We start from the raw sequence: 26,674 nt of genomic DNA, 5'->3' as shown, positions 1-26,674 counted from the left end.
CGGTGGCACCTCGGGTGGATCCTCGGGTGTCGCCTCGGACGGCGTGCCGGGCCGGTCACTGGACGGTGACCTGGCTGTAGACGCCGTAGATCGCCGAGATGAGGGCGACGGCCACAAACCCCACGACGACCCCCACCATGATCACCACGGTCGGCTCGAACAGGCTGGTCAGCCGCTTGAGTTTGTGCTGGAGTTCCTTCTCGTAGAACTCCGAGACGTTGTCGAGCTGGTCGTCGAGGGTTCCGGTCTCTTCCCCCACGCGCATCATCTGGGTGACCGCCCCGGGGAACAGCCCGGTGCGGGCGATCGGCTGGGAGATTCCGCCGCCTTCGAGCATCTCCGTCCGGGCGGTCCCGATGGACCGTTGGTACACCAGGTTGTTGGCGCCCGCACTCGCCAGGCCGAGCGCCTCCGGCAGGGGTACGCCGGCCTTGATCATCGAGGTCAGGATGCGGCAGAACCGTTCGATGACCATGAAGCGGACCACGTCGCCGACCACCGGCGTCGCCAGCAGGAAGCGGTCGCGCAGCACCCGTCCCCGCTCGGTCCGCAAACCGGCGAGCAGGGCCACCACGAGCGCGCCGAGCACGCCGACGATGACCGGATACCAGGCCGTGACGAAGTCGGTGAAGCCCAGCAGCATCCGGGTGGGCAGCGGCAGTTTCGCGTGGAAGGACTCGAAGAACACCTTGAACCGGGGCAGTACGAAGATGACGAGGACGAGGACGACCGCGACGGCCAGCCCCATCACCAGGATCGGATAGGTCAGTGCGGAGCGGATGCTGCGCCGCCCCTCGACGTCGCGCTCGATGTAGCGGCCCAACTGCGCCATCACCACGTCGAGTTCTCCGGTCGCCTCGGCCGAGCGCAGGACGGATGTGTAGAACGGCGGGAGCGCCGCGGTGTGGGCTGCCATCGCGGCGGCGAAGCTTTCGCCGAATCGCAGCGAGTCCATGACGTCGACGAGCATCCTGCCGAGCTTCTTGTCCTTGGTCTCGGCGCGGATGATCTCCAGGGCGTCCAGGATGGGCACTCCGGCCTTGATGAAGGCGGCCATCTGGCGCGAGAAGTTGCTCAGCTCGACCAGATCGACCTTCGCCGCGGTGAGTTCGAGGTGCAGCGGATTGCGGCCCACGGCCTTGACCGACCGTACGTCGTAGCCCTGCCGGGCCAGGCTGTCGGTCACGCCGTCGACACTGGAGCCCTTGAGCACACCGGTGGCCCGTCTCCCGTCCGGGCCGACCGCGACGTACTTGAAGGTGGCCATGCCGATGTACTCCTGATTTCCGGTCGGTGCAGAGGTTCGCGTCGTCAGTGCTGGGGTGCCGCGGCCGGCGAGGTGGGCCCCGGGGCCTGTCCGGCGGATCCGGTCGGGGACGCGCGGCCCTAGACCACGTACACGCTGGACATGATCTCGGCGATGGTCGTGACGCCCTCCTCCACCAGGCGGACGCCGCCGTCCAGGAGGCTGTCCATGTGCTGCTCGCGGGCGGCGCCGCGCAGGCTGTGCATCGGCGCCTTCTCGACGAGCAGCCGCTTGACCGCGTCGCTCATCACGAGCAGCTCGAAGACGCCGATGCGCTCCTGGTAGCCGGTCCGGGAGCAGAAGTTGCAGCCCCGGCCCTGCCAGAACCCGCTGTCGGTCGATCCGCCGGCCTTGGCGAAGAAGGCCAGTTCGTCCACGCCCGGCCGGTAGGGCTCGCGGCACTGGTCGCAGATCCGCCGCACCAGTCGCTGGCTGACGACACCGGCGACCGTGGAGGTGATCAGGAACGGCTCGATGCCCATGTCGGCGAACCGGTGCAGCGCGGAGCAGGAGTCGGCGGCGTGGATGGACGACAGGACGAAGTGGCCGGTGAGAGCGGACTCCACCGCGATCCGCGCCGTCTCGGCGTCCCGGATCTCGCCGACCAGGATCACATCGGGGTCCTGTCGGAGGATCGAGCGCAGGCCGGTCGCGAACGAGATGCCCGCCTGGTCGTTGATCTGGATCTGGTTGACCGACGGGAACACGTACTCCACCGGGTCTTCGATGGTGGTGATGTTGCGCTCGCTCTGGTTCAGCTCGCCGAGCGTGGCGTACAGGGTCGTCGTCTTGCCGCTGCCGGTCGGTCCGGCACAGGCGACCATGCCGTAGGGCGAGCGCAGCAGCGACGAGAACCGTTCGTAGGTCGCGGCGGGCATGCCGAGCTCGGCAAGGCGGAACAGGGTGCGGTTCCGGTCGAGCAGCCGCAGCACCGCCTTCTCACCCCAGAGGGTGGGGCTGGTCGCGACCCGGATGTCGACCGACCTGCCGTCGATCTCGGTGGCGATCTGTCCGTCCTGCGGGCGCCGCCGGTCGACGATGTTCATATTGGCCATGATCTTGATACGGCTGACCAGGGCCGGGCCCATGTTCTCCGGCAAGCTGAGCACGTCGTGCAGCGCGCCGTCGATGCGGTACCGCACCCGGACCCGGTCGGCGTGCGGTTCTATGTGGATGTCCGAGGCCCGGTCGCGCAGGCCCTGGGTCAGCATGAGGTTGACCAGGTGGACGACGGGCGCGTCCTCACTCACCACTCTGGCCCCGGAGTCGGCGTTGCGGCCGGTCTCGGTCGCCTCGAAGGCCTCGACCAGGCTGCCGACGCCGGCCAGCGCCCGGTAGGTGCTGTCGATCGAGCGCAGGATGTCCGCGGGAGCCGCGATCGCCAGCCGCACCCGGTCCGGCGCGACGGCCCGGCCGACCTCGTCGAGTACGCGCGGATCACCCGGGTCGCCCGCCGCGATCAGCAGCGTGCCCTCGGCCCGCCGGACCGCAACCACCCCCAGCGAGCGGGCCAGCGCCTCCGGCACCCGGGCGGCAGCCTCGGGATCGGGTTCGCTCTGGCGCAAGTCGGCCACGGGGACGTCGAGTTGAACCGACAGCGCCTCGATCAGCGACCGCTCGTCGACCATGGCGAGTTCGACCAGCAGGGCGCCGAGCCGCTTGCCCGACGCCGACTGTTGCAGGAGCGCCTCATCCACCTGCGCCGGGGTGAGCAGCCCGCGCCGCACCAGCAGTTCCCCGATACGCGGCCGCGTCTCCGCCGTGCGTGACGGCCCCCCTGGGCCGGACGTCGCGTCCCGGACCGGTTCGCCCACCGGGCCCGCGGACGGCTCCGGGGCCCGCGCGCCCTCGGACAGGGGGCCGTCCTCGCCCGCAGGGCTTGTCGCCTCCGCGCGGCGACGGAGAAGCCGGCGATTCGCCAAGGAACCCACCCCTTTCGCGCATCCAGAACACGGCCGATCCTTCGCCGCGCGTGCATCCGCAGTACTGTCAGTCGCTGATTAGTCAGCGGGATACTACAGCACCCCGTCGCAAGGTTCCGTGTGCCGTCCTCGCGTGGACAGCCCTTGTAAGTGGACCGTGGGCTACGTAGTCTACGGCTGATTAATCAGGCAGTTACTATCGTCCCGGGCCTTGCTTGAACCGGGCGCCGCAGATGGAGAGAGATGTTCAGATACCCACAAGCCACGTTGCGCCGGCGAATGCGTGCACCGAACGAGAGGGCGGAGTCCGGCTTCACGCTCATCGAGCTTCTCGTGGTCATCGTGATCCTGGGCATCCTGGCCGCCGTCGTCGTCTTCTCCGTCCGCGGCATCAATGACAAGGGCCAGAGTTCGGCGTGCAAGACCGACAGGTCCACGATCCAGACCGCGGAAGAGGCGTTCTTCGCCAATGGCAACCACGGCGCCTACGGCACCATGGCCGACCTGGTGAACGGTGGGTTCCTGTCCACCGAATCCACTTGGTACGACGTCAATCCGAAGGGCGCCACCTTCGAGATCACGCTGAGGAAACTCGACGGCGATCAGGCGAACCCCTGCACCTGACACGAACCCCTGCACCTGAGACGAGCCCCTGCACCTGAGACGAGCCCCTGCACCTGAGGGGGAGGGGAAACGGGGGAGTCCCGCCGATGTCGCCCGATGGCGGTTGGGGCGGCCACCAGGGCCCGGTTCATCGGGGTGGGGCGAGGGCCGCGAGGGCCTGGTCCGGGGGGAGTTGGCGAGAGGGCGGGGCCCGCCCCCTCGACCGTAATCAACCGCATCATTCCGGTAGCAACAGTTATGCACCGTAAGGCACGGTTACACCCATGGAATCCATATTTGTCGCGATGATCGGTCTGCTGGGGCTCGCGGTGGGGTCGTTCCTCAACGTCGCCGTCTCCCGGGTACCGGAAGGCCGTTCGGTCGTGCGGCCCCGCTCCGCCTGCCCGCGATGCGCCACACCGATCGCGGCCCGGGACAACGTCCCCGTGGTGTCCTGGCTCCTGCTGGGCCGGCGTTGCCGTGCCTGCCGGGTTCCCATTCCCGCGCGCTATCCGCTCATCGAAGCGCTCACCGCGATCCTGTTCCTGGCCGAGGCGCTGCGCTTTGGCCGGTCGGAAGAGCTCCCGGCCGAACTGGTCTTCACCGCCGGGCTGTTGGCCCTGGCCGCCTGCGATGCCGAACGCTTCCTGCTCCCCCGGCGGCTGGTCCATCCGACCCTCGGGCTCACCGCCGCCTGTCTGCTCGCGGCCGCGGCGACCACCGGCCAGTGGCAGCGGCTCGGCACGACCGCGCTGTGCGGAGCGGGCGCGTTCGCCGCCTTCTTCGCCCTGCACTGGGTGCGGCCGGTCTGGCTCGGCTTCGGCGATGTGCGCCTGGCCGGCCTGCTCGGCACCGGCCTCGGCTGGCTCGGTCCTTCCTACCTCGTCCTCGGGCTGCTGGCCGGGAGCGTCGTCGGGCTGCTGGTGGGCGTCGCGCTCATGGCGGCGGGGCGGGCGACCCGCCATACCCGCCTGCCGTTCGGACTGTTCCTCGCCGTCGGCGCCATCGCCGCCCTCCTCGTCGGCGCACCCGTCGTCCACTGGTACGAGAGCCTGAGCGACCGGTACGCGATGGACGCGCGGCTCACCACGGTCCGCCACTGACCCCGGTCACCGGGGCCGGACGCCGGCCGCGGGCCGGTTGGGAGTGGGTGCGACGGAACCCGGACGGCGGCCCTGGCTGTATCTACAGGACGCGCGCCGGGTGGGCACCGAAGACTGTTCCATCGCACAATCGTCCGCCGGACCAATTGCTACCCTGGTCACCATGGCGAAACCTGACCGACCTGATCTGCCACTGGCCGAGTGGATTGTGCTCGCACTCGTGGCCGAACGGCCGAGCCACGGCTTCGCCATCGCATCCCTCACCGCGGAGGGATCGGAGATCGGTGAATTCTGGTACATCTCGCGCCCGATGGTCTACCGGTCGATCTCGCGGCTCGTCGAGCGCGGACTGATCACGCCGGTCGGCTCCGAGGAAAGCGACCGCGGACCGCAGCGCATGATCTACGCCACCACCCGCGCGGCGAAGACGGCCGTCAGCCGGTGGCTCAGCGAACCGGTGCCCCATCTGCGCGACATCCGCGCCGACTTCACGAGCAAGCTGCTCCTCCTCCAGCGCCGCGGCATGAGCCCGGCTCGCCTGGTCGAACGTCAGCGGGTCGTCCTCGACGGGATCGAGGAGTCGCTGCGTGCCAAGGACCCCGTCGACGACCACCTCGCCCGCGCGATCTACGACTGGCGGCTGGAGATCGTCCGCGCCGCGCGCCAGCTTCTCGACGCCGTCGACGTCGACTCGAAGAGGCCGGCCGTCAAGACCGGCTGACGTCACGCTCGCCGTCATCCACTTCTGGGCCCACACCGTCGTCTTCTGGGCCCACACCGTCGTCGCCGCCGCGCGCCACGACCCGGTCGGGCCGGCACGACCACGGCGGCCGATACCCCGGTGGTCGCTCCCCGGCGTCACCGCCGGGACAGCCCGCACCTGCGCGGGCGGCACCCGATCCGTCGTCCGTGGACCGTGCTCACCAGCGCGTGCGCGTCGGCGGGACGGGGCCGGCGGTCGCATCATCGCCATCGCCGAAGCGACGGCGGGTGACCGCCATGGGACGGCCGTCCGGCGCGGGGCGACGTGCTGATCTGCTCATGGGCGAGGCCCCTTCTCGGGGCCCGACGAACGAGAGTGGGTGACACATTTCGGCGGGGAGGCCATCAACTGGCCGCCGCTGTAAGGCGGTTACCGTTCCGACGGGTGCGCGATGCCTGCTGAGGGCACGGCATGGCCCGACGCCCCGGCGGCGGCGCACGCGACGCGCCGGGGCCGCCGGCGGGGCGCTGTTCGCGCCCCGCCGACGGCCCGTTGCCCAGTGCTCCGGATCGCCTAGTAGCCGTAGGCGGCGAGGGTCGACTGGATGGTGGCGTTGCCGTCCCACTTGGTGTTGAACAGGTCGTCCCAGGCGGCCTCCGCACCGGCGTTGCCGCCGCTCAGGGCGACGCCGTACTGCTCGATGTCCCCGTAGCCGGAGTACGCGCTCGGATCGACGTCGGTCCACGTGTTGGGGTCATTGCCCGTGGTGCCGTTCAGCGAGCTCGACGTCCAGCTCACGTGCATGATGTTCGACTTCGCGACAAGACCCAGCTGGGTGTTCCCGCCGGCGTTCGCCGTCACCGCGCCGCGCACCTGGCTGATCCCGGATTCCAGGCGCACCTTGCACGCCGTCCCCGCGCTGTCGCACGCGCTCCCGGTGAACACGTTCTGACCCGCCCCGCTGGTGGTCCACGTGAACCCGTTCTGGATCAGCGCCTGCTTGGACGCCGCACCGAACGGCGCGGTGGCCGGGTCGGCGACGGCGATCCGGTGCCCACTCGTCGCGAGCCAGCTCACCACCCCGGACATCGTCGTGGGCGCGCCGCCGGAGACCGGCGACGCGTCACACCGCGGCGACTGCGCCTTGCCGTTGCCGCTGCCGTTGGCGTCCGCGCCGAACGCCAACGGCGGAGTCCCGCCGTTGGACGGGTCGTCCCCGTGGGTCGAGCCCGCCCAGCTGCCGCTACAGCTGTAGATCGCCAGGTGCCCGATGGCCACGGCGTGCTTGCTGGAGACCGAGCCGTTGCACTCGACGCTCCCGCTCGCCGTGCACGTCCCGCCGTCCGTCGTCGGGATGACCGCGTCCACGTTGGTCTCGTCCGCCGACAGGAACGCGTCGATGTGCAAAGGCCCGTTGACGCAGTTGTTCGACGAAGAGGGATCGCACGTGGTGTAGGGACCGGCGCTCTTCAACTGCTGGCGCAGGCTTCCCGACGTGATGCCCCGCATCGTCGACGTGTCGATCGCCGGCTTGTTCCAGAACCCGCCGACCTGGGACGAGGTGTTCGCCGTGAACGCGGTGAACGAGCCGAGCGACTCGATCGTGCTCTTCATGTCCTTCGTCGCGGGATACATGTTGTTCGCGATGCCGACCTGGGAACCCGTGGTGGCGAACACGGCGGGTGCCCCGGCGGCGATCAGCGCCGTCGCGAGCGCACCCACCGCGAACGCGTTCCGTACCCGGCGCATCGCGGCGAAGCCGGCGTGCGGAGCACTCCGAGCGCGTCTGAACCTTCGTTGCATTTGCTACTCCTAGTCGATCCGGTTGGCGGCGACTGCCGCCCGGGCACCTGCTGAACGGAGTGGGCACAGGTCCGAGAAATCCTGTACGTCCGCCCGGTTTCCCGGCATGGCGGTGCCCTGCAAGCCCTAGATGGTGCGCAGTTGGGGAGCCAGTAGTCAATCATTGACAACCGTGCTGGCTGTGGATGTAATGCACGGGTATCCCAGCCTGCGGCAGGCCGGCGGCCGTGTGCCGTCGGCCGCCGCGGGACGCACAAGAGGGGCTGGCGGCACGATGGGCAGAGGCATGTGATGGCACTGTTGAGCAGATGGTCGCGCTCCCGCGCGGTCAGGCGGGGTGCGCTGGTTCTCGCGTTGATCGCGGTGGTGTCGGTCGTGGTGGTGATCGCGCGCGGTGGCTCGGGCACGTCCGCCCCGGCCCAGCAGGCCGACCCCGCGTGGTGCACGCCGGGCACGCAGCGCAGCGCGCTCTGCCCGCACGGCGAGGTGTTCGACGCGAAGGAGTACGCCACCCACGGCAACGCCTTCGAGTGCGTGAGCTTCGCCAGTCAGGCGGATGCGCAGGCGGTGCTGCGGGCCAACCCCAGCGATCCGAACCACCTCGATGACGGAGGCGGCGTCGCATGTCGTGGACTGCCGCAACCGCGCGACACCCAACCGGTCGCCGCCATCGCCCAGCACCACAAGTGCGGTCCGGACGACACCCGCAGCGCGCTCTGCCCGCAGCCGAAGCGGTCGTTCGACGCCCGCTACTTCCTGCGCTACGGCAATGACGCCTACGACTGCGCGGACTTCGCCACCCAGGCGGACGCACAGGCCGTCCTGCGGTTCGAGCCGGCCGACCCGAACCACCTCGACCACGCCGGGAAGGGCATCGCGTGCCCGGACCTACCGGGAGCCAGGGACGTCAAGCCAGTGCGCCGGGGAACACCGTGACGCGGCAAGGGCTCGCGCGTGCGCTCGGGCTGAACGTGCCCCATCGATCGAAGGAAGCCCCGACCGCCATGCCATCGGCCCATCGCCTCACCTCCTTGCGCGCCAGACGCCAGGACGGCTTCACGCTCATCGAGTTGCTCGTGGTCATCGTGATCCTCGGCGTCCTCGCCGCCGTCGTGGTCTTCTCCGTCAGGGGCATCGGCGACAAGGGCCGCGCGAAGGCGATCGCCGCCGACGCGGCCACGCTGCGAACGGCGGAGGAGTCCTACTGCGCGAAGCACGGACGCTATGGGACGGCCGACGACCTGACAGCCGACGGTCTGCTGTCCGGCGAACCGACCTACAACATGGTGGTGGTCGGAAACGAGAACAAGTGCGGCCGGGGCGAGAAGTCGTCGTTCACGCTGTACGACACCTCCACGCCGACGCAGAGCGGGGCGGACGCGATCCGGGCGGGCACGAATCCGGCCGACCTCGCGGTCGACGAGAAGGCCGACCGCGTGTACGTCGTGGCCGGCGGCAGCAACGACGTGACCGTGATCGACGGCCGTACCGACACCCCGATCGGTTCTCCGATCGACGTATCCAGCGCCGTGTCGAGCCCCACCCGCATCGCCGTCGACCCCGGTACGGGGCGGGTCTACGTCGGGGGCATGGGCGGTGTCGCGGTCATCGACACGGCCAAGGGCGGCCAGGTGACCCGGGTCAGCGGCTTCACGACGACCGTCAGCGCCCTGGCCGTCTCCCCCGAGAACGGCGACGTCTATGTCGGCGGCGGTACCGCGGGCACCTCGGCGGTCGCCCGCATCGCGGCCGGCGGCTCGTCGGCGACGCCGATCACCCTGCCCGCCGCGGGAACCGTGGGCGCGATCAACGGAATGGACTTCTCCTTCGACCCCGCGCACCACACCGTGTACCTCGTCAAGAGCGGTGTCGGCCGCGGCACGAGTCTGGCTGCCAGCATCGGCCTCTTCGCGATCTCGTCGCAGACCCAGGCCGTCGGCGTCGTGGCGCAGTTCCCCACGGACTCGTGCAGTGCCAATGTCGGGAACGTCCTCGTCGTGAACAGCGCGCGTGGTGGCGTCGCGGTCGACCCCGGCCGCAACCGGGTCTACCTCCTGGCCAAGAGGTGCGTTCCGGACCCGGCGAATCCCTCGGGCCCGCGCAAGACCGTGGCGACAACGATCGCCATCAATCCCGGCGACGGCAGTTCCACGGCGATCAACGACCCGGTGGGATCCACCCTCACGCCCATCTCGGCGGTCTACAACTCCGCGGCGGGGTCGGTCTACGTCCTGCTGGACGGCGGGACGAACTGCAACAACTCCGGGGGCCGCATCGACCGGATCGTCGGTACGACGGTCACGGGGCAAGTGCCGGTGTGCGGAGTGTCGACCGCGCCCGGGAACATGGCGCACAAGGTCGCCGTGCTGAAGAACTTCAACAGGATCTTCGTGGCACAGCAGAACGTTCTCGGCGCGCCGGGCGGCCTCGGAGTGTCCGACGGCGGCACGCTGCTGCCGCGGCCTCCGATCGGCACGCCCCGCCGGTTCGCCGCGTTGGCCGCGAACAACACCACGGGGAAGGTGTACGCGGTCGATCCGGACAACGCGACGGTCGCGGTGTTCCGGACGGGATCGAGCTAGGGCGTTCCCGGACCGGCCACGCGAGCTCCACCAGGGCCCGGACCACCGGCAAGCCGCCGCCGGTGGTCCCACCCGGCCGGCGCGGGAACCGGCCCGGGACCGACGCGGCGGTACCCCCGCCGCCGGGCGCCGACTAACCTGCTGGTGTCACAGGCACGCCCGGTCCTGAGCGCACGGCCACTGGAGGTGGCGGATGACGGACGCCGACCCCGGGTACTTCGGGCCCGATTCGGTCACCTGGCACCTGCACAGCGACCCCATGATGTGGATCGCCGGCGTCAGGGCGCTCTACCTCCAGGCGCTGCACCCGCGGGCGGTGCGCGGGGTCATGCAGAACTCGGACTTCCGCAAGGACGCCTGGGGCCGCCTGCTGCGCACCGCCGACTTCGTCGGGACGCTCTCGTACGGCACCAAGGCGGACGCCGAACGGGCGGGCGCGCGGGTACGGCGCATCCATGCCCTGCTCAAGGCGGACGACCCCGTGACGGGGGAGCGGTTCGGCATCGACGATCCCGAGCTGCTCCTGTGGGTGCACTGCGCGGAGATCGACAGCTACCTCGGTGTCGTGCGGCGCTCCGGGTTCCGGCTCAGCGACGCCCAGGCGGACCGCTATGTCGGGGAACACCGCGTGGACGCGCGTCTGGTGGGGCTCGACCCGGCGGGCGTGCCGGGCAGCACGGCCGAACTCGCCGCCTACTTCGACTCCGTGCGTCCCCTCCTCGCGGTCTCCGCCGACGCCCGGAACGTCGACGACTTCCTGCGCCGGCCGCCCACCCCCTGGCCGCTGGTCCCGGCGCGCGAGCTGGTGTGGCGACGGGTGTCCGCCCTCGCCTACGCCGCGCTGCCCCCGTACGCCCACGAGCTCTACGGCCGCCCCGCCCCCGCCGCGGGGGCCGTGGACCGGCGCCTGCGGTTCACCGGGACGGTGCTGCGCCGCATCCCCGCGACGGTGCGCTGGCAGCTTCCGCCCCGGCACGTCCTGAGGGCGGTCGCCCGGCTCGGACCCGGGACCCGGCCCGCACCGTACAAACTTCGCGAACAGGCCGCCATACTGGACGGGCCGGGGAGGGCGCATGGTCAGTGACGGGGGCGACGGCACCAGATGGCGGACACCAGGCTGATCCACGGCCGCTACCGGCTGCTTGAGCCGATCGGGCGCGGTGGCATGGGCGAGGTGTGGGCGGCCCGCGACGAATCGCTGGAGCGACGGGTCGCGGTCAAGCTGCTCAAACCGCTCGCCCCGGGCCACGAGGAGTCGTTCACCCGGGTGCTCAGGGAACGCTTCCGGCGTGAGGCCCGCGTCGCCGCCGCGCTCCAGCACCGGGGGGTCACCGTCGTCCATGACTTCGGGGAGTACGAGGGCGGGCTCTACCTCGTCATGGAACTGCTCGACGGACGCAACCTCAGCCAGCTCCTCGACGACAACAAGCGGCGGCCGCTGGCGGTGGACGCCGTCGTCGACATCGCCGAACAGGTCGCGGCGGCCCTCGACTACACCCATCGACAGGGCGTGGTGCACCGGGACTTGAAGCCGGCGAACATCATGCGGCTCACCGACGCCGCCGTGAAGATCTGCGACTTCGGCATCGCCCGGCTCGGCGCCGACATCGGCTTCACCAGCCGGCTCACCGGTACCGGCATCGCGATGGGAACCCCGCACTACATGTCGCCGGAGCAGATCGCCGGCACCGAGGTCGACCACCGCAGCGACCTGTACTCGCTCGGCTGCGTCCTGTACGAACTCTGCACCGGGGCGCCGCCGTTCGACCTGGACGACGCCTGGGCCGTGCTCGTCGGCCACCGCGACAGCGTGCCCCGCCCCCTGCGCGAGCACCGCGCCGGACTCCCCGGCTTCCTCGACCGTGTCGTACTCGACCTGCTGGCGAAGGAGCCCGGTCAACGCCCGCAGGACGCGGGGGAGTTGGCGCGTCGGCTGGCTGCGGGCCGGGCCGGGGCGGGCCGACTCGGCGGCGCGGCTGGGGCGGCCTCGCGCCACGCGTCCGGGCTGCCGTCCTGGACCGAGGGGATGACCACCGGCCACAAGGCGACGCGCTCCTTCTCGCCGGCCGTCGACCCCGACCCCACCGCCGGCCTCACCGGCGAGTGGACCGCGCCGCCCGCCGCCCGGCACCGCACCCCGGCCACCCCCGCAGCGAGGGAGGCGGCGCGGCCGACTCCGGCGGCCAAGGCGCTCGCCGCGCTCGACAGCCGCCACAGCGCGGGGCTCAGCCTGGGCCGGCTCGGCCGCTGGGCGGAGGCGGGCGAGGTGCACCGGGCGGTGGCGGCCGAGCGCGCCCACCTGCTGGGGCCGGACCACCCCGACACCCTCGCCAGCCGCTACGAGATGGGCTTCACGCTGAGCCGGACGGGCCGGGCGGCCGACGCGCTGCGCGAATTCGGCAAGGTCGCCGAGGGCCGGGCCCGCTCGCTCGGACCCGATCACCCCGAGACGCTCGACGCACGCCAGGAGACGGCGTACGTCCTCGGCCGGCTCGGCCGTCACTTCGAGGCGCACCAGGTGTACGTCGCCGTCCTCGCCGCCCGCGAGCGCACCCAGGGTCCCGACGACCCGGACGCCCTGCGCTGCCGGCACAACCTCGCCTTCAACCTCAGCCGGCTCGGCCGTCTGGAGGAGTCCTGCGCGATGGCCCAGGACGTGGCCGCCGCCCGTGCCAGGGTGCTCGGCCCCGGCCACCCCGACACCCTGGTCACCCAGTACGAAGTCGCTTACGCGCTCGGCCTGTTGGGGCGCTGGGTGGAGGCGCTCGCCACCTATCGCGAGGTCGCCCGGGGTCGGGCGGCGGCGCTCGGCCGCGATCACCCCGACACCCTCGCGGCCCGCTACGAGATCGGCATCAGCCTCGGCCGGCTCGGCCGCAGCCCGGAGGCCCTGGAGCTGTACCGCGAGCTGGTGGCGGACCGGCTGCGGGTCGGCGGCCCCGAGGATCCGGAGACCCTGCGCGCCCGGCACGGCGTCGGCGTCAACCTCGGCCGTCTCGCCCGCTGGGAGGAGGCCCTGGAAGAGGCCCGCGAGGTGTGTGAGCTGCGCGTGCGCGTGCTGGGCCCCGAGCATCTCGACACCCTGGTCAGCCGACGCGAGGTCGCCGTGGGCCTGGGCTGGCTGGGCCGCTGGGCGGAGGCGCTCGATGCCTACCGGACGGTGGCCGAAGCCCGTGAACGCGTCCTGGGTGCCGACCATCCCGACACCCTCGCCAGCCGCAACGACCAGGCCAACTGCCTGGAGCAGCTCGGCCGGGGCTCCGAGGCGGTGGAGCTGTACCGCAAGGTGGCGGCCCTGCGCCGAACCGGCCACCACTGACCCGGGGCCGGGTTCCTCCGCCGACCGGGTTCCGCCGACCGGGGCGAGCCGCCGCTGCGGCGGCCGTGCGCTCGGGCGATCGGTCGATCGTGTACGGCCGACCTTCGACGTCAGGTCTCGACGTCAGGTCTCGACGTCAGGCCTCGACGTCAGGACAGTCTCGCTCCGGGGGCGAAGGCGGGCAGCCTCTCAAGACTGGTGCGCACGGCCTCGGCGCCGTACTCGAACATCTGCCGTTCGTAGTCGTCCACCGCGTCGAGCAGCTCCCGGCGGCCGTCGACTGCCTCGATCAGGCGGCGGCGCAGCAGGTCGGCGTCGCGCAGCGCGGTGTTCGCGCCGTTGCCGCCGGTCGGTGAGGTGGCGTGGATCGCGTCGCCCAGTAGGGTGACCGGGCCGGACGCCCAGCGTTCGCCGGGCTTGACGGCCCGGATGGACAGCAGGGTGCTGTTGTCCGGGTCGGCCTGCCCGATCAGCGCGCGCAGCCGCGGGTGCCACCCCTCCATCCTGGACAGCACGGCGTCCCGCGCGGTCACGTCGCCCAGCGAGTCGTCCGGCGGCAGGATCATGGCCCAGCGCACGTAGTCGCCGATGTCGGGCAGCGTGACCTCGGGAGCCAGTCGCTCCGCGGCCCGTTGGGGCGGGGTACTAAAGCGCATCGCGCCGAGCAGCAGGCTGACGCGGTCGTCCGTGATCTTCGAGCCGTATGCCGCGGACAGGCCGGTGAACTCGTCGGTCAGCGGGGTGCGGCCGATGACGAACCGGACGCCGGTGTCGGTGGGGACGGTCCCCGGCGACAACACCCCGCGGACCGCGGAGGCCACACCGTCCGCGCCGACGAGCAGGTCCGCGGTGGCCGGGCCGCGGCGGGCGAACCGGGCCTGGACCGTGCCGTCGGCCAGCACGTGGTAGCCGGTCAGCGCGGCATCCGTGTGCACGGTGAGACCGGTCAGCAGCAGGTGCCGCAGTACCTGCCGGTCGACCACGATGCCGGTCCGCCCCGCGCCGAGCCGGCCGATCTCGTTCAGCCGCGGGTCCAGGATCAGCTGCTCGGTGCAGGCACTCATGACGATCTCGTCCAGCAGCGGGTGCCAGCGCGTCGGCAGGCAGTCGCGCACCGCCTGGAACCCGATCGGGTCCAGCACCAGCCGGTAGCCCTGGAACCGGGCGCCGGTCCCCGGGTCGCGCTCGAACACCTCGGCCTCGATCCCGGCACCCCGCAGACCCTGTGCGAGAGCCAGGCCTCCCAGACCGGCTCCGACCACGGACACGCGCATCACATACCTCCAGGACGGCGGGACGAACTAAGTTCGCTCTGACGAACTTAGTTCTACTCAACGAACTTAGTTCGCGTCAAGGTACAGTGGTCCGCATGACCGCCGATCCCCGCCGGAGCCGTTCGGCTCGCCACGCCCAGCCCTCGGCGCAGCGCGCCGCTCCGGCACCGCGCAAGGAGCCGATCACCGTCGGGCGGATCGCCGACGCCGCCCTGGAAGTGGTCGCGACCGAGGGGTACGACGCGCTGACCATCCGCCGGGTCGCCGCCGTGCTCGGCACCGGTCCTTCGTCGCTGTACGCGCACATCGTCAACAAGGACGACATCGACGATCTGCTGATCGGCAGGCTCTACGCCGCGATCGTGCTCCCCGAACCGGACCCGGCCGCCTGGCGCGAGCAGGTGACGGGCGTGTACACGCAGATCCGTGACCTGTACCTGGAATACCCCGGGGTCTCGCGCGCCGCGCTGGCCATGGTGCCGACCAACCTGGAAACGCTGCGGGTCGGCGAAGGGATCCTGGCGATCCTGCTCGCGGGCGGGGTCGAACCGAGGACGGCCGGATGGGCCCGCGACGCGCTCTCCCTCTACGTCAGCGCCTATGCGCTGGAGCAGTCGCTGGTCCGGCAGCGGCGCCGGAACCAGGATCAGGAATGGGTGCTCGGCGACGAGGAGTTGCTGGACCGCTTCACGGCCCTGCCCGCGGAGAGGTTCCCGCAGACGCGGCGCCATGCCGCCGAGCTGATCTCCGGCACCGGACACGACCGCTTCGCGTTCGCCCTCGGTCTGCTCCTGGACAATCTGCGGCCGGCCTCGGGCTGACGCGTCAGTGGGAGCCATGAGGGTGGGGGGAACCATGAGGATGTGGTGACCTCGCGACGCGGACCCCGTGGGCGCGGACGTCGTCACCCGGCGGCCGAGGAGGCCGCGCACATCACCAGGGCACTGGGCCGTCGTCGTTGAAGAACTCGCCGGTCGGGCCGTCGTCGGGCAGGGTCGCGAGGGTGATCGCGATCGCCGCGCCCTGTTCGGGGGTGCGCACTCCCCGGAAGCCGTTGAGGTCGGTCGCGACGTAGCCGGGGCAGCCGGCATTGATCAGGATGTTCGTGCCGCTCAGCTCCCGGACGTACTGGAGGGTGACGGCGTTCAGGAACGTCTTCGACGGCGCGTACGCCACGGCCACCGGGCCTGCCGTCTCGTTCGCGGCGGGTCCTGATTGGCGGGTGAGGGAGCCGACGCTGCTGGACATGTTCACGATCCGCGGTGAGGCGGAGCGGCGCAACAGCGGCAGCATCGCGTTGGTGACGCGGATGACGCCGATCACGTTGGTCTCCACGACCGTCCGGATGGTGGCGGGATCGACCCGGGTGGGCTCCTGCGGCATGCCGCCCGTGATGGCGGCGTTGTTGACGAGCACGTCGAGGCGCCCCGGGCGTTCCCCGATCAGCTGTGCGGCGGCGGTCACGCTCGCGTCGTCGGTCACGTCCAGGGGCACGCCGAACGCGTCGACTCCGGCCGCGCGCAGCCGTTCCACCACCGCCGCACGGCGCTGATCGTCGCGGGCGCCGACGCCCACGCTCCAGCCGAGGGCGCCCAGGCCCCGGGCGATCTCGTAGCCGATTCCCTTGTTCGCGCCGGTGACCAGCGCAGTCGTTCGTTCGCTCATGGAGACCATGCTGCTCCTGGAACCCGGCCGCGGTCCAAGACCGATCGGGTGGGCAGCGATACCGTCAGGGTATTGATCCGGGGTAGCGTGGCGCCATGGAGACCCGGGAACTGCGCTACTTCGTCGCCGTCGCCGAGGAGCTGCACTTCGGGCGGGCAGCGCGGCGGCTCGGGATGGCGCAGCCGCCCCTGTCACGGGCGATCCAGCAACTCGAACGCCGGCTCGGGGCGGCCCTGCTGGACCGGACCAGCCGCACCGTCACGCTGACGGAAGCCGGCTCGGTGCTGCTGGCCGAGGGCCGGGCGGCCCTCGACGCGGTCGACGCCGCCGAGCGCCGGACCCGTCGTGCAGGCCTTTGCGCGACCGGCCGTCCCGGCCTGGCCCTGGTCACGAAGGCGAGCGCGTCCAGGGAACTGCTGGCCGAACTGCTCGACGCATACGCGGCCGAACCCGGCGCGGTCCCCGTCGACGTCATCCTGTGCGGCCCCGCCGAGCAGCAACGACTCCTGCGCGAGGGCCGGGCCGACGTGGCGCTGCTGCACCGGCCGTTCGACGCGACGGCCGGGTTCGACACCGAAACGCTCAGCACGGAGGGCCAGGTTCTGGTCCTGCCGTCCGGGCATCCGCTCGCCGCCCGGGCGCAGGTGCGCATGGCCGACGTCACCGCCCTGCCGGGCCTGCCCCTGCCCCGCTGGCCCGAGCCCGACGGCAGCTACCCGCCCGGCCCCGGCCCACAAGTCCGCGACCAGGCACAGCTGTTGCAGCTCGTCGCACTCGGGCGCGCCTGCGCGGTCGCACCGGAGTCGTGCCGAGCCCAGCTGCACGACGACCTCGCCGCCGTGCCCGTGGTGGACGCGCCGACCGTCACCACCGTCATCGCCTGGCCCCCGCACAGCCGGTCCGGAGCGGTCGCCGACCTCGTCCGGACCGCGACACGTCTCCATTAGGTCCCACCTGCCCGGCCGGGCTCCACCCGTCCTGTCCCGGCCCGGACGGGGGCGGCGAAACCCGGGCACCCCCGGCGGTGGCGGCCACGGGCAGTCCCGGCCCGCGGCGGGGTTCCGCGCGCGATCATCCCGTGTTACCAAGGGGCATGCCCGCACGCACCGCGTTCGCCCGTGATGTCTACGACGCCGTCATCGTCGGCGGCGGTCACAACGGCCTGGTCGCCGCCGCCTATCTGGCCCGCGCCGGGAAGTCCGTCCTGGTGCTCGAACGGCTCGGCCGCACCGGTGGCGCGGCCGTGTCCACCCGCCCGTTCACGGGGGTGGACGCCCGGCTCTCGTGCTACTCCTACCTCGTCTCGCTGCTGCCCCGGAAGATCGTCGACGATCTCGGGCTCGACTTCGCGGTCCGCAAGCGCACCGTGTCGTCCTACACGCCGACCCTGCGCGAGGGGCGTGCCGGCGGTCTCCTCGTCGGCGGCGGCGCGGACCGTACCGCCGCCTCCTTCCGCCAACTGACCGGATCGGACGCCGAGTTCAGCGCCTGGCAGGCGTTCTACGCCACCATGCGGCACGTCGCCGAGCGGATCTTCCCCACCCTCACCGAGCCGCTGCCCACCGCCGCCGCGCTGCGCGAGCGGGTCGGCGACGACGCGGCCTGGCGGATGCTCTTCGAGGAGCCCATCGGCGTCGCCGTGGAGGACCGCTTCCGCGACGACCTGGTGCGCGGAGTCGTCCTCACGGACGCACTGATCGGTACCTTCGCCGACGCCCACGACCCCTCCCTCGCCCAGAACCGCTGCTTCCTCTACCACGTCATCGGCCAGGGCACGGGCGACTGGGACGTCCCGGTCGGCGGCATGGGCGCCCTCACCGACGCCCTCGCCGGCGCCGCGCGGTCGGCCGGCGCGGAGATCGCCACCGGACACGAGGTGACCGCGATCCGCACCGATGGGACCGAGGCCGAGGTCGACTGCACGACGGCCGAGGGCACCGGTGCGGTGGCCGCCCGGCACGTCCTGGTGAACGCCTCGCCCCAGGCCCTCGCGGCGCTCACCGGGCAGGCGCCGCCCGAGGCCGCCGAGGGCGCCCAGCTGAAGGTCAACATGCTGCTCAGGCGGCTGCCCCGGCTCCGCGACACGGCCGTCGACCCGCGCGAGGCCTTCGCCGGGACCTTCCACATCGCCGAGGGATACGGCCAGTTGGCGACCGCGTACGCCGAGGCCGCGCGGGGTGAACTGCCCAGCGCCCCGCCCTCGGAGATCTACTGCCACTCCCTGACCGATCCGACGATCCTCGGTCCCGAACTCGCCGGGCAGGGCTACCAGACCCTCACCCTGTTCGGTCTGCACACCCCGGCCCGGCTGTTCGCCGAGGACAACGACAAGGCGCGCGAGCTCCTCCTCGCCGCGACCCTCGCCCAACTGGACGCCCATCTCGACGAGCCCCTCGCCGGCTGTCTGGCCCTGGACGCCGACGGCCGCCCCTGCATCGAGGCGAAGACGCCGCTCGATCTGGAGCGCGATCTGCGGCTGCCCGGTGGCAACATCTTCCACCGCGCCCTCGCCTTCCCCTACGCCGAAGCGTCGACCGGCCGCTGGGGCGTCGAGACGGCCCACCCGAACGTCCTCCTGTGCGGGGCCGGTGCCGTACGCGGCGGCGGGGTGAGCGGCATTCCGGGGCACAACGCGGCCATGGCCGTCCTCGGGCGGTGAGACGGAGCCCTCGCCTGCGGCCGGCGCGCCGAAGAAGGTCCGTCAACGCCCGCTTGAACGACGTCAGTTCGTGGATCTCGTCCAGCCGTCCGCCTCGATCCGGACGGCGTCGGTAGGCCGGACCTCGTCGAACAGCACCCGGCCGTCGTCGACGACCCGCATCCCGTCGACGTACACCCCGCGCCCGACGTACCGCGGACCGGTCGTGTACCGCCAGCGCAGCCGCAGCGGCCGGTCGCACCAGGCTGCCAGGTCCGCGCCCGCCTCGTGCCAGACCCGCCCGGACCACCCGGTCACCGACCCGGAGGGATGCTCCAGGGGTGTTTCGCCGGGGCGGCCGGTGGTGAACGGCACGGGCCGCCAGGTCGCTCCCGTGTCCGTCGAGGCCTCCAGGGCGAGCGTGCCCACGCCCGGCTCGGTGTCCCACCACAAGGAGAGGCCGAAGCGCCCCCGGCCGGACACGAACCGGCATTCGGGCAGGGTGAGCGTGGCCGTGGTGCCGGGCTCCATGCCCGCGAACCAGGCGGCGCCGCCGTGCGCGGTGCGTACCGGGACGGCCCGCGCGAGCGCGTTGCCCGCTGCCACCCTCGGTGCCGATCCGGTGCGCCACGTGCGCACCGGATGAACGGAGTTGGCGAGCAGTACGAGAAAGGTGTCGGTGCTGGGGTCGACGACGAGGCCGGTGCCGGTGAACCCGGTGTGACCCGCGCTGTGCGGCGTGGCCATCGCGCCCATGTACCAGTGCTGGTAGAGCTCGAAGCCCAGGCCGTGCTCATGGCCGGGGAAGGCCGTGTTGAAGTCCCTGAACAGCAGGTCCACGGAGGCGGGGCGCAGGATGCGGGCCCGGCCGTAGGATCCGCCGTTCAGGAGGGTCCGGGCGAGGACCGCGAGGTCCCAGGCGCAGGAGAACACCCCGGCGTGGCCCGCGACTCCGCCGAGGCAGTACGCGTTCTCGTCGTGGACCTCGCCCCACACCAGGCCCCGGTCGATCCCGGACCAGGGCTTGCGGGCGTCCTCGGTCGCGGCGATCCCCGGCTTCCAGGACGCGGGCGGGTTGTAGCGCGTGCGGCGCATCCCGAGCGGAGCGGTGATCCCGTCGTGGAGCAGTGCGTCCAGCGGGCGGCCGGTGATCTTCTCCAGGACCAGCTGGAGCGAGATCAGGTTGAGGTCGGAGTAGAGGTAGGCGCTGCCGGGCGGGCTCGCCGGGGGCTCGTTCCGGACGAGCCGCAGCCGGTCCTCGTGCGTCGCCGCCCCGTAGAGCGGGATCCAGGACGGGAACCCCGAGGTGTGGGTGAGCAACTGCCGTACGGTGACGGCCTGTTTGCCCGCCGCCCCGAACCCGGGCAGGTACGCGGAGACCCGCTCCTCCAGGACCAGCGAGCCCCGCTCGATCTGCTGGACGGCGAGCAGCGAGGTGAACAGCTTGGAGAGGGACGCCAGGTCGTACACCGTGTCCTCGGCCGCGGCGATCCGCCGCCCGGGCGGCAGCTCCACCGCCGTGTCGGTCTTCTCGTCGTACGCCGCGTACCGCACCGCGTCGCCGATGGCGTGGTGCAGGGCCACGGTGCCGCCGCGCCCGGCGAGCAGCACCGCCCCCGCGTACCAGGGATGCCCGGGGGAGGGGCCGAGGAACGTCCGGGCGTCCGCCACCAGGCGGTCCAGGTGCTCGGGGAGCAGTCCGGCCCGCTCGGCGGAGCCGTGCCGCAGAGTGCGGCCCCGGCCCGCGGCCACCGCCGTACCCGGCGAGGAACCCGCCATCAGTGCGCCTCCCAGCGCCATGGCCGCACCGGCCAGCCGTCGTCTGCCGACGCCGCCCCGGACTTCCCCGGCCATCGCCACACACCCTTCTCGACGCGCCGGTCCGACACGCTGAAAGTATCTTTCGCGATCACGTCACGCCCTGGAAACTTTCTTCCCCAGACCGTGCCCGTGTCAATGATCCGGCCCGCCGCGCGGCCCGGCGCAAAGAAACTGACGCAGCATCAGAAAATCTCTTCCTTCGTCGCCCCGGCTACGGCATCCTGCGCCCCATGCAGACGGAGCTGAGCAGGAAACTGGGAGTCGAGCACGCCGTCTTCGGCTTCACGCCGTTCCCCGCGGTGGCCGCGGCCATCACCCGGGCCGGCGGATTCGGGGTGCTCGGCGCGGTCCGCTACACGGCACCCGACGACCTCGCGCGCGACCTCGACTGGATGCAGGAGCACACCGACGGACTGCCCTACGGCCTCGACGTGGTGATGCCCGCCAAAAAGGTCGAGGGCGTCGGCGAGGCCGAGATCGAGGCCATGATCCCCGAGGGGCACCGCCGGTTCGTGCGGGACACCCTCGCCAAGCACGGCGTGCCCGAGCTCGCCGAGGGCGAGGCCTCGGGCTGGCGCATCACGGGCTGGATGGAACAGGTGGCCCGCAGTCAGCTCGACGTCGCCTTCGGCTATCCGATCAAGCTGCTGGCCAACGCGCTCGGTTCGCCGCCCGCCGATGTGGTGGGGCGCGCCCACGACCAGGGCGTGCTCGTCGCCGCGCTCGCGGGCAGCGCCCGGCACGCCCGCCACCACGCCGAGGCCGGCATCGACATCGTCGTGGCCCAGGGCTACGAGGCCGGCGGCCACACCGGGGAGATCGCCACCATGGTGCTGGTCCCCGAAGTCGTCGAGGCGGTCGGCCCGCTGCCCGTGCTCGCGGCCGGCGGCATCGGCAGCGGCGAGCAGATCGCCGCCGGGCTCGCGCTCGGCGCCCAGGGCGTCTGGCTCGGCTCCCTGTGGCTCACGGCCACCGAGGCCGACCTGCACTCCCGCGCGCTGACCGACAAGCTCCTCGCCGCCGGATCCGGCGACACCGTCCGCTCGCGCGCCCTCACCGGCAAGCCCGCCCGCCAGCTGCGCACCGAGTGGACCGACGCCTGGGACGACCCGGCCGGACCCGGCACCCTGCCCATGCCCCTGCAAGGCCTGCTCGTCGCCGAGGCCGTGTCGCGCATCCAGAAGTACGAGGTCCAGCCGCTGCTCGGCACCCCGGTCGGACAGATCGTCGGGAGGATGACCGCCGAGCGCACGGTCCAGGAGACCTTCGACGAGCTGACGCGCGGCTTCGAGCGCGCCGTCGACCGCATCAACCGCATCGCCGGGAGGGACGCCCGATGAACCAGCCGCCCAACGGATTCTGGGCCCAGGCCACCGCCGACCCCGGACGGTCCGTCCTCATCGCCCCCGACGGCGAGGTGTGGACCGCGGGCCGGCTGCACGGCGCCGTCAACCGACTCGTCCACGGACTGCGGTCCGCGGGCCTCGAACGCGGCGACGCCTTCGCCGTGGTGCTGCCCAACGGCGTCGAGTTCTTCACCGCCTATCTCGCCGCCTCCCAGGCCGGGTTCTACCTCGTGCCCGTCAACCACCACCTGGTCGGCCCCGAGATCGCCTGGATCGTCGCGGACTCCGGCGCCAAGGTCCTCATCGCACACGAGCGGTTCGCGGACGCGGCCACCGCGGCGGCCGACGAGGCGAAGCTGCCCGCCTCCCACCGCTATGCCGTCGGCGCGGTCCCCGGCTTCTCGCCGTACGCCCAACTCCTGGACGGAAAGACCGAGTCGGCGCCGCGGGACCGCACCCTCGGCTGGGTCATGAACTACACCTCCGGCACCACCGGGCGTCCGCGCGGGATCCGCCGCCCGCTGCCCGGCAAGCTGCCGGAGGAGACCTATCTCGGCGGGTTCCTCGGCATCTTCGGCATCAAGCCGTTCGAGGACAACGTCCACCTGGTGTGTTCGCCGCTCTACCACACGGCGGTCCTCCAATTCGCCGGCGCCTCCCTGCACATCGGGCACCGCATCGTCCTCATGGACAAGTGGACGCCCGAGGAGATGCTGCGGCTCATCGACGAACAGGCCTGCACCCACACCCACATGGTGCCGACCCAGTTCCACCGGCTGCTCTCGCTGCCCGCCGAGGTGCGCGGACGCTACGACGTGTCCTCGATGCGGCACGCCATCCACGGCGCCGCGCCCTGCCCCGACCACGTCAAACGCGCCATGATCGAGTGGTGGGGGAGCTGCGTCGAGGAGTACTACGCGGCCAGCGAGGGCGGCGGCGCGTTCGCCACCGCCGAGGACTGGCTGAAGAAGCCCGGCACGGTGGGAAAGGCCTGGCCCATCAGCGAGTTGGCGGTCTTCGACGACGACGGGAACCGGCTGTCGGCGGGGGAGCTGGGCACGGTCTACATGAAGATGTCGACCGGCGGCTTCAGTTACCACAAGGACGAGACCAAGACGCGGAAGAACCGCATCGGCGACTTCTTCACCGTCGGCGACCTCGGCTACCTCGACGAGGACGGCTACCTCTTCCTGCGCGACCGCAAGATCGACATGATCATCTCGGGCGGCGTCAACATCTACCCCGCCGAGATCGAGGCCGCGCTCCTCACCCACCCGGCCGTCGCGGACGCCGCCGCCTTCGGCATCCCGCACGCCGACTGGGGCGAGGAGGTCAAGGCCGTCGTGGAGGTGGCCGAGGGCCGCGTGGCGGACGGCGACCTCGCCGCCGCGATCCTCGCCCACTGCGAGGGCCGGCTGGCGGCGTACAAGCGGCCCAGGACCGTCGACTTCATCGAGACGATGCCGCGCGACCCGAACGGCAAGCTCTACAAGCGCAGGCTGCGCGAGCCGTACTGGGAGGGTCACGAGCGCGCGATGTGACCCGCCAGGCTCCGCCCCGCGACCGCGACCGCGAGGCCGGGCAGCCGGACGGTTGACCCCGGCCGCCCGGCCGCCCAGGATCCAGCCATGGACGACGTACGCAGCAGCACCGTCGACGGCATCGTGCGCCGCAGCGCCCGCCGCACCCCGCACCACACCGCCTTGCGATACGGGGAACGCACCTGGAGCTATGCCGAGCTGGACGCGGCCGTCTCCACGGCGGCCGCCTTCCTCGCCGGCCTGGGTCTGAGCAAGGGCGACCGGGTCGCCGCCTACGGCCACAACTCGGACGCCTACCTGATCGCGTTCCTCGGCTGCGCCCGGGCCGGGCTGATCCATGTGCCGGTCAACCAGCACCTCACCGGAGCCGACCTGGGGTACATCCTGGAGCAGTCCGGCGCCGCCCTCGTGCTCGCCGACCCCGCGCTCGCCGCACAGGTGCCCGCAGGCTTCGCCGTGCGCCCGCTGCGCGATGCCGGGGGTTCGCTGCTCGCGGCCCTCGCCGAGCCGCGCGCGTACGCCTGCGCGAGCCACGGGGACGATCTGGTCCAGCTGCTCTACACCTCGGGCACCACCGCGCTGCCCAAGGGCGCGATGATGACCCACCGCGCCCTCGTCCACGCGTACGTCTCCGCCATCACGGCCCTCGACCTGCGCACCTCGGACCGGCCCGTGCACGCCCTGCCGCTCTACCACTCGGCGCAGACGCACGTCTTCCTGCTGCCCTACCTCGCGGTGGGCGCGGAGAACACGATCCTGGACGCACCGGACCCCGGCCGGATCCTCGACCTCGTGGCGCGCGGGCTGCTCGACTCGCTGTTCGCGCCGCCCACGGTGTGGATCGCCCTCGCGGCCCACCCCGCCTTCGCCACCGGCGACCTGAGCGCTCTGCGCAAGGCCTACTACGGGGCCTCGATCATGCCGGTGCCGGTCCTGGAGCGGCTGCGCGCACGGCTGCCGGGGCTCGCTTTCTACAACTGCTTCGGTCAGAGCGAGATCGGGCCGCTGGCCACCGTCCTCGGTCCCGAGGAGCACCAGGGGCGGCTCGACTCGTGCGGGCGGCCCGTGCTGTTCGTCGAGGCCAAGGTCGTGGACGAGAGCGGCAAGGAGGTGCCCGACGGGGCGGCGGGCGAAGTGGTCTACCGCTCCCCGCAGTTGTGCGAGGGCTACTGGGACAGGCCCGCCGAGACCGAGGAGGCCTTCCGGGACGGCTGGTTCCACTCCGGTGACCTCGCCGTGCGCGACGGCGAGGGGTACTTCACCGTCGTCGACCGGGTGAAGGACGTCATCAACTCCGGCGGCGTCCTCATCGCCTCGCGCCAGGTCGAGGACGCGCTGTACACCCATCCGGCGGTCGCCGAGGCGGCCGTCGTGGGGCTGCCCGACGAGCGCTGGATCGAGGCGGTCACCGCGTTCGTCGTGCGGCGGGAGGGAGCGGACGGATCGGTGACCGAGGCGCAACTCATCGCTCACGCGAGGGAGTCGCTCGCCCACTTCAAGGCGCCCAAGCGGGTCCTGTTCGTGGACGAGCTGCCGCGCAACGCCAGCGGCAAGATCCTCAAGCGCGAGCTGCGCGACCGGTTCTCCTGAACACCGGTCGCTCCAGGCCAGGTTGGGGGCGGCCGGTCAGCCGCGCACCTCCCGCAGGTCGACGATGCGCTTGAACTTGCCCACCGAGCGCTCGATGGTCTCCGGGTCGACGATCTCCACCGCCACGGAGACGCCGATCCCGTCCTTGACCGCCGCGACGATCGACCGGGCCGCGTCCGCGCGCCGCTCCGGAGTGGTGTCCGCCCGGGCCTCCACCCGCACGGTCAGCGCGTCGAGCCGGCCCTGGCGGGTCAGGCGCAGCTGGAAGTGCGGGGCGAGGCCGGGCGTGCGCAGCACGATCTCCTCGATCTGGGTGGGGAAGAGGTTCACCCCGCGCAGGATGACCAGGTCGTCGCTGCGGCCGGTCACCTTCTCCATCCGCCGGAACACCCGGGCCGTACCGGGAAGGAGCCGGGTCAGGTCCCGCGTCCGGTAGCGGATCACCGGCATCGCCTCCTTGGTCAGCGAGGTGAAGACCAGCTCGCCGCGCTCGCCCTCCGGCAGCACCTGGCCGGTCAGCGGGTCCACGACCTCCGGATAGAAGTGGTCCTCCCAGATGTGCAGCCCGTCCTTGGTCTCCACGCACTCCTGCGCGACACCGGGGCCCATGACCTCCGACAGGCCGTAGATGTCGACCGCGTCGATCGCGAACCGCTCCTCGATCTCGGTGCGCATCTCCTGCGTCCACGGCTCGGCGCCGAAGATGCCCACCTTGAGCGAGGTGGAGCGGGGGTCGACGCCCTGCCGCTCGAACTCGTCGAGCAGCGTGAGCATGTAGGACGGGGTCACCATGATGATCTCGGGGCGGAAGTCCTGGATCAACTGGACCTGACGGGCCGTCATGCCGCCGGAGGCGGGGATCACCGTGCAGCCGAGCCGCTCGGCCCCGTAATGCGCGCCGAGCCCACCGGTGAACAGGCCGTATCCGTATGCCACATGGACCTTGTGGCCCGGCCTGCCGCCCGCCGCGCGGATCGAGCGGGCCACCACGTCCGCCCAGGTGTCCAGATCGCGCTGGGTGTAGCCGACGACGGTCGGGCGGCCGGTCGTGCCGCTGGAGGCGTGGATGCGCCGGATGTCGCTCTCGGGGACCGCGAACATTCCGAACGGGTAGTGGTCGCGCAGATCGGACTTGGCGGTGAAGGGGAAGCGCGCGAGATCGGCGAGCGAGACGCAGTCCTCCGGGTGCACCCCGGCCCTGTCGAAGGCGTCCCGGTAGAAGCCGACGTGCTCGTAGGCGTGACGCAGCGAGGCGCGCAACCGGTCGAGCTGAAGGGCCTGGAGTTCCGGCCCGCTCAGCCGCTCGCCCTCGTCCAGCTCAGGTGCCATGGATGCGCTCCCGTCCTCGCTCCGCCCGCGGGAGGGCGACGAAATCGGACGACCGATCATTCGGTCGATCTGTGTCGGATCAGTAATTCAGCAGCCCACGGGGTCCGTCAAGGCCTGTGGACGACTCGG

General features: G+C 71.8%; 20 protein-coding genes. 13 read left to right on the top strand and 7 right to left on the bottom strand.

Annotated features, from left to right (window positions below; genetic code table 11):
* Positions 1-55: 55 nt before the first annotated feature.
* Together ACFYNP_RS14045 and ACFYNP_RS14040 are read right to left on the bottom strand one after the other, a co-directional pair.
* Complete coding sequence (locus ACFYNP_RS14045; protein WP_388412875.1) at positions 56-1,267, bottom strand: type II secretion system F family protein; 1,212 nt, start codon at positions 1,265-1,267, stop codon at positions 56-58.
* Between the two features lie 119 nt (positions 1,268-1,386).
* Entirely contained in the window at positions 1,387-3,033 is a 1,647-nt protein-coding gene (locus tag ACFYNP_RS14040) for a GspE/PulE family protein (protein WP_388785473.1), read from the bottom strand.
* Between the two features lie 474 nt (positions 3,034-3,507).
* On the opposite strand from ACFYNP_RS14040, the gene ACFYNP_RS14035 reads away from it, so the two are divergent.
* From ACFYNP_RS14035 to ACFYNP_RS14025, 3 genes are all read left to right on the top strand, one after another.
* Complete coding sequence (locus tag ACFYNP_RS14035; RefSeq protein ID WP_388412871.1) at positions 3,508-3,852, top strand: type IV pilin protein; 345 nt, start codon at positions 3,508-3,510, stop codon at positions 3,850-3,852.
* Positions 3,853-4,115: 263 nt separating this feature from the next.
* A complete protein-coding gene (locus tag ACFYNP_RS14030; RefSeq protein WP_388785471.1) occupies positions 4,116-4,934 on the top strand; it encodes a prepilin peptidase in 819 nt (272 codons plus the stop codon).
* 163 nt (positions 4,935-5,097) lie between these two features.
* The gene (locus ACFYNP_RS14025) at positions 5,098-5,655 is read left to right on the top strand and encodes a PadR family transcriptional regulator (protein WP_388412867.1); all 558 of its coding nucleotides are present in this window, start codon (positions 5,098-5,100) and stop codon (positions 5,653-5,655) included.
* 555 nt (positions 5,656-6,210) lie between these two features.
* Here ACFYNP_RS14025 and ACFYNP_RS14020 read toward each other — a convergent pair.
* Positions 6,211-7,440, bottom strand: a complete 1,230-nt coding sequence (locus tag ACFYNP_RS14020) for a hypothetical protein (RefSeq protein ID WP_388412865.1) — start codon at positions 7,438-7,440, stop codon at positions 6,211-6,213.
* 300 nt (positions 7,441-7,740) lie between these two features.
* On the opposite strand from ACFYNP_RS14020, the gene ACFYNP_RS14015 reads away from it, so the two are divergent.
* The 4 genes from ACFYNP_RS14015 to ACFYNP_RS14000 all read left to right on the top strand — a co-directional run bounded on the left by ACFYNP_RS14015 (position 7,741) and on the right by ACFYNP_RS14000 (position 13,341).
* Complete coding sequence (locus tag ACFYNP_RS14015) at positions 7,741-8,376, top strand: hypothetical protein (RefSeq protein ID WP_388785470.1); 636 nt, start codon at positions 7,741-7,743, stop codon at positions 8,374-8,376.
* A gap of 68 nt (positions 8,377-8,444) precedes the next feature.
* Positions 8,445-10,022: a prepilin-type N-terminal cleavage/methylation domain-containing protein gene (locus ACFYNP_RS14010; RefSeq protein ID WP_388785468.1), complete on the top strand. Its 1,578-nt coding sequence runs from the start codon at positions 8,445-8,447 to the stop codon at positions 10,020-10,022.
* A 193-nt stretch (positions 10,023-10,215) separates the two neighbouring features.
* A complete protein-coding gene (locus tag ACFYNP_RS14005; protein WP_388785467.1) occupies positions 10,216-11,106 on the top strand; it encodes an oxygenase MpaB family protein in 891 nt (296 codons plus the stop codon).
* Positions 11,107-11,124: 18 nt separating this feature from the next.
* The gene (locus ACFYNP_RS14000) at positions 11,125-13,341 is read left to right on the top strand and encodes a tetratricopeptide repeat protein (protein ID WP_388785465.1); all 2,217 of its coding nucleotides are present in this window, start codon (positions 11,125-11,127) and stop codon (positions 13,339-13,341) included.
* A gap of 149 nt (positions 13,342-13,490) precedes the next feature.
* On the opposite strand, the gene ACFYNP_RS13995 is transcribed toward ACFYNP_RS14000, so the two are convergent.
* Positions 13,491-14,615, bottom strand: coding sequence for an FAD-dependent oxidoreductase (locus ACFYNP_RS13995; protein WP_388785463.1), 1,125 nt, complete (start codon positions 14,613-14,615; stop codon positions 13,491-13,493).
* A gap of 95 nt (positions 14,616-14,710) precedes the next feature.
* On the opposite strand from ACFYNP_RS13995, the gene ACFYNP_RS13990 reads away from it, so the two are divergent.
* Complete coding sequence (locus ACFYNP_RS13990) at positions 14,711-15,436, top strand: TetR/AcrR family transcriptional regulator (RefSeq protein ID WP_388785461.1); 726 nt, start codon at positions 14,711-14,713, stop codon at positions 15,434-15,436.
* Positions 15,437-15,548: 112 nt separating this feature from the next.
* Here ACFYNP_RS13990 and ACFYNP_RS13985 read toward each other — a convergent pair whose 3' ends face one another.
* Positions 15,549-16,280 (bottom strand): SDR family oxidoreductase, encoded by a 732-nt coding sequence (locus ACFYNP_RS13985; protein WP_388785459.1) that lies wholly within the window; start codon positions 16,278-16,280, stop codon positions 15,549-15,551.
* Positions 16,281-16,375: 95 nt separating this feature from the next.
* Between ACFYNP_RS13985 and ACFYNP_RS13980 the strand changes: the two genes are divergently transcribed.
* Together ACFYNP_RS13980 and ACFYNP_RS13975 are read left to right on the top strand one after the other, a co-directional pair.
* Positions 16,376-17,227, top strand: coding sequence for a LysR family transcriptional regulator (locus tag ACFYNP_RS13980; RefSeq protein ID WP_388785457.1), 852 nt, complete (start codon positions 16,376-16,378; stop codon positions 17,225-17,227).
* A 146-nt stretch (positions 17,228-17,373) separates the two neighbouring features.
* Positions 17,374-18,939, top strand: coding sequence for a phytoene desaturase family protein (locus ACFYNP_RS13975; RefSeq protein ID WP_388785456.1), 1,566 nt, complete (start codon positions 17,374-17,376; stop codon positions 18,937-18,939).
* A 63-nt stretch (positions 18,940-19,002) separates the two neighbouring features.
* Here ACFYNP_RS13975 and ACFYNP_RS13970 read toward each other — a convergent pair whose 3' ends face one another.
* Entirely contained in the window at positions 19,003-20,772 is a 1,770-nt protein-coding gene (locus tag ACFYNP_RS13970) for a serine hydrolase (RefSeq protein ID WP_388785454.1), read from the bottom strand.
* 197 nt (positions 20,773-20,969) lie between these two features.
* Between ACFYNP_RS13970 and ACFYNP_RS13965 the strand changes: the two genes are divergently transcribed.
* The 3 genes from ACFYNP_RS13965 to ACFYNP_RS13955 all read left to right on the top strand — a co-directional run bounded on the left by ACFYNP_RS13965 (position 20,970) and on the right by ACFYNP_RS13955 (position 25,216).
* Complete coding sequence (locus ACFYNP_RS13965) at positions 20,970-22,079, top strand: NAD(P)H-dependent flavin oxidoreductase (protein WP_388412844.1); 1,110 nt, start codon at positions 20,970-20,972, stop codon at positions 22,077-22,079.
* On the top strand, positions 22,076-23,626 hold the full coding sequence (locus ACFYNP_RS13960) for an acyl-CoA synthetase (protein ID WP_388785452.1): 1,551 nt from the start codon (positions 22,076-22,078) through the stop codon (positions 23,624-23,626). Before ACFYNP_RS13965 ends, ACFYNP_RS13960 begins: the two co-directional genes overlap by 4 nt.
* Positions 23,627-23,713: 87 nt before the next feature.
* Positions 23,714-25,216, top strand: coding sequence for an acyl-CoA synthetase (locus ACFYNP_RS13955; RefSeq protein WP_388785451.1), 1,503 nt, complete (start codon positions 23,714-23,716; stop codon positions 25,214-25,216).
* Between the two features lie 36 nt (positions 25,217-25,252).
* On the opposite strand, the gene paaK is transcribed toward ACFYNP_RS13955, so the two are convergent.
* Positions 25,253-26,545, bottom strand: a complete 1,293-nt coding sequence (paaK, locus tag ACFYNP_RS13950; RefSeq protein WP_388785449.1) for a phenylacetate--CoA ligase PaaK — start codon at positions 26,543-26,545, stop codon at positions 25,253-25,255.
* Between the last annotated feature and the right edge of the window lie 129 nt (positions 26,546-26,674).

It is taken from the genome of Streptomyces sp. NPDC006691, assembly GCF_042869955.1.
Taxonomy (GTDB): Bacteria; Actinomycetota; Actinomycetes; order Streptomycetales; family Streptomycetaceae; genus Streptomyces.
Note: the sequence above shows the minus strand (reverse complement) of the source record. Positions and strands in the feature narration are given on the sequence as shown.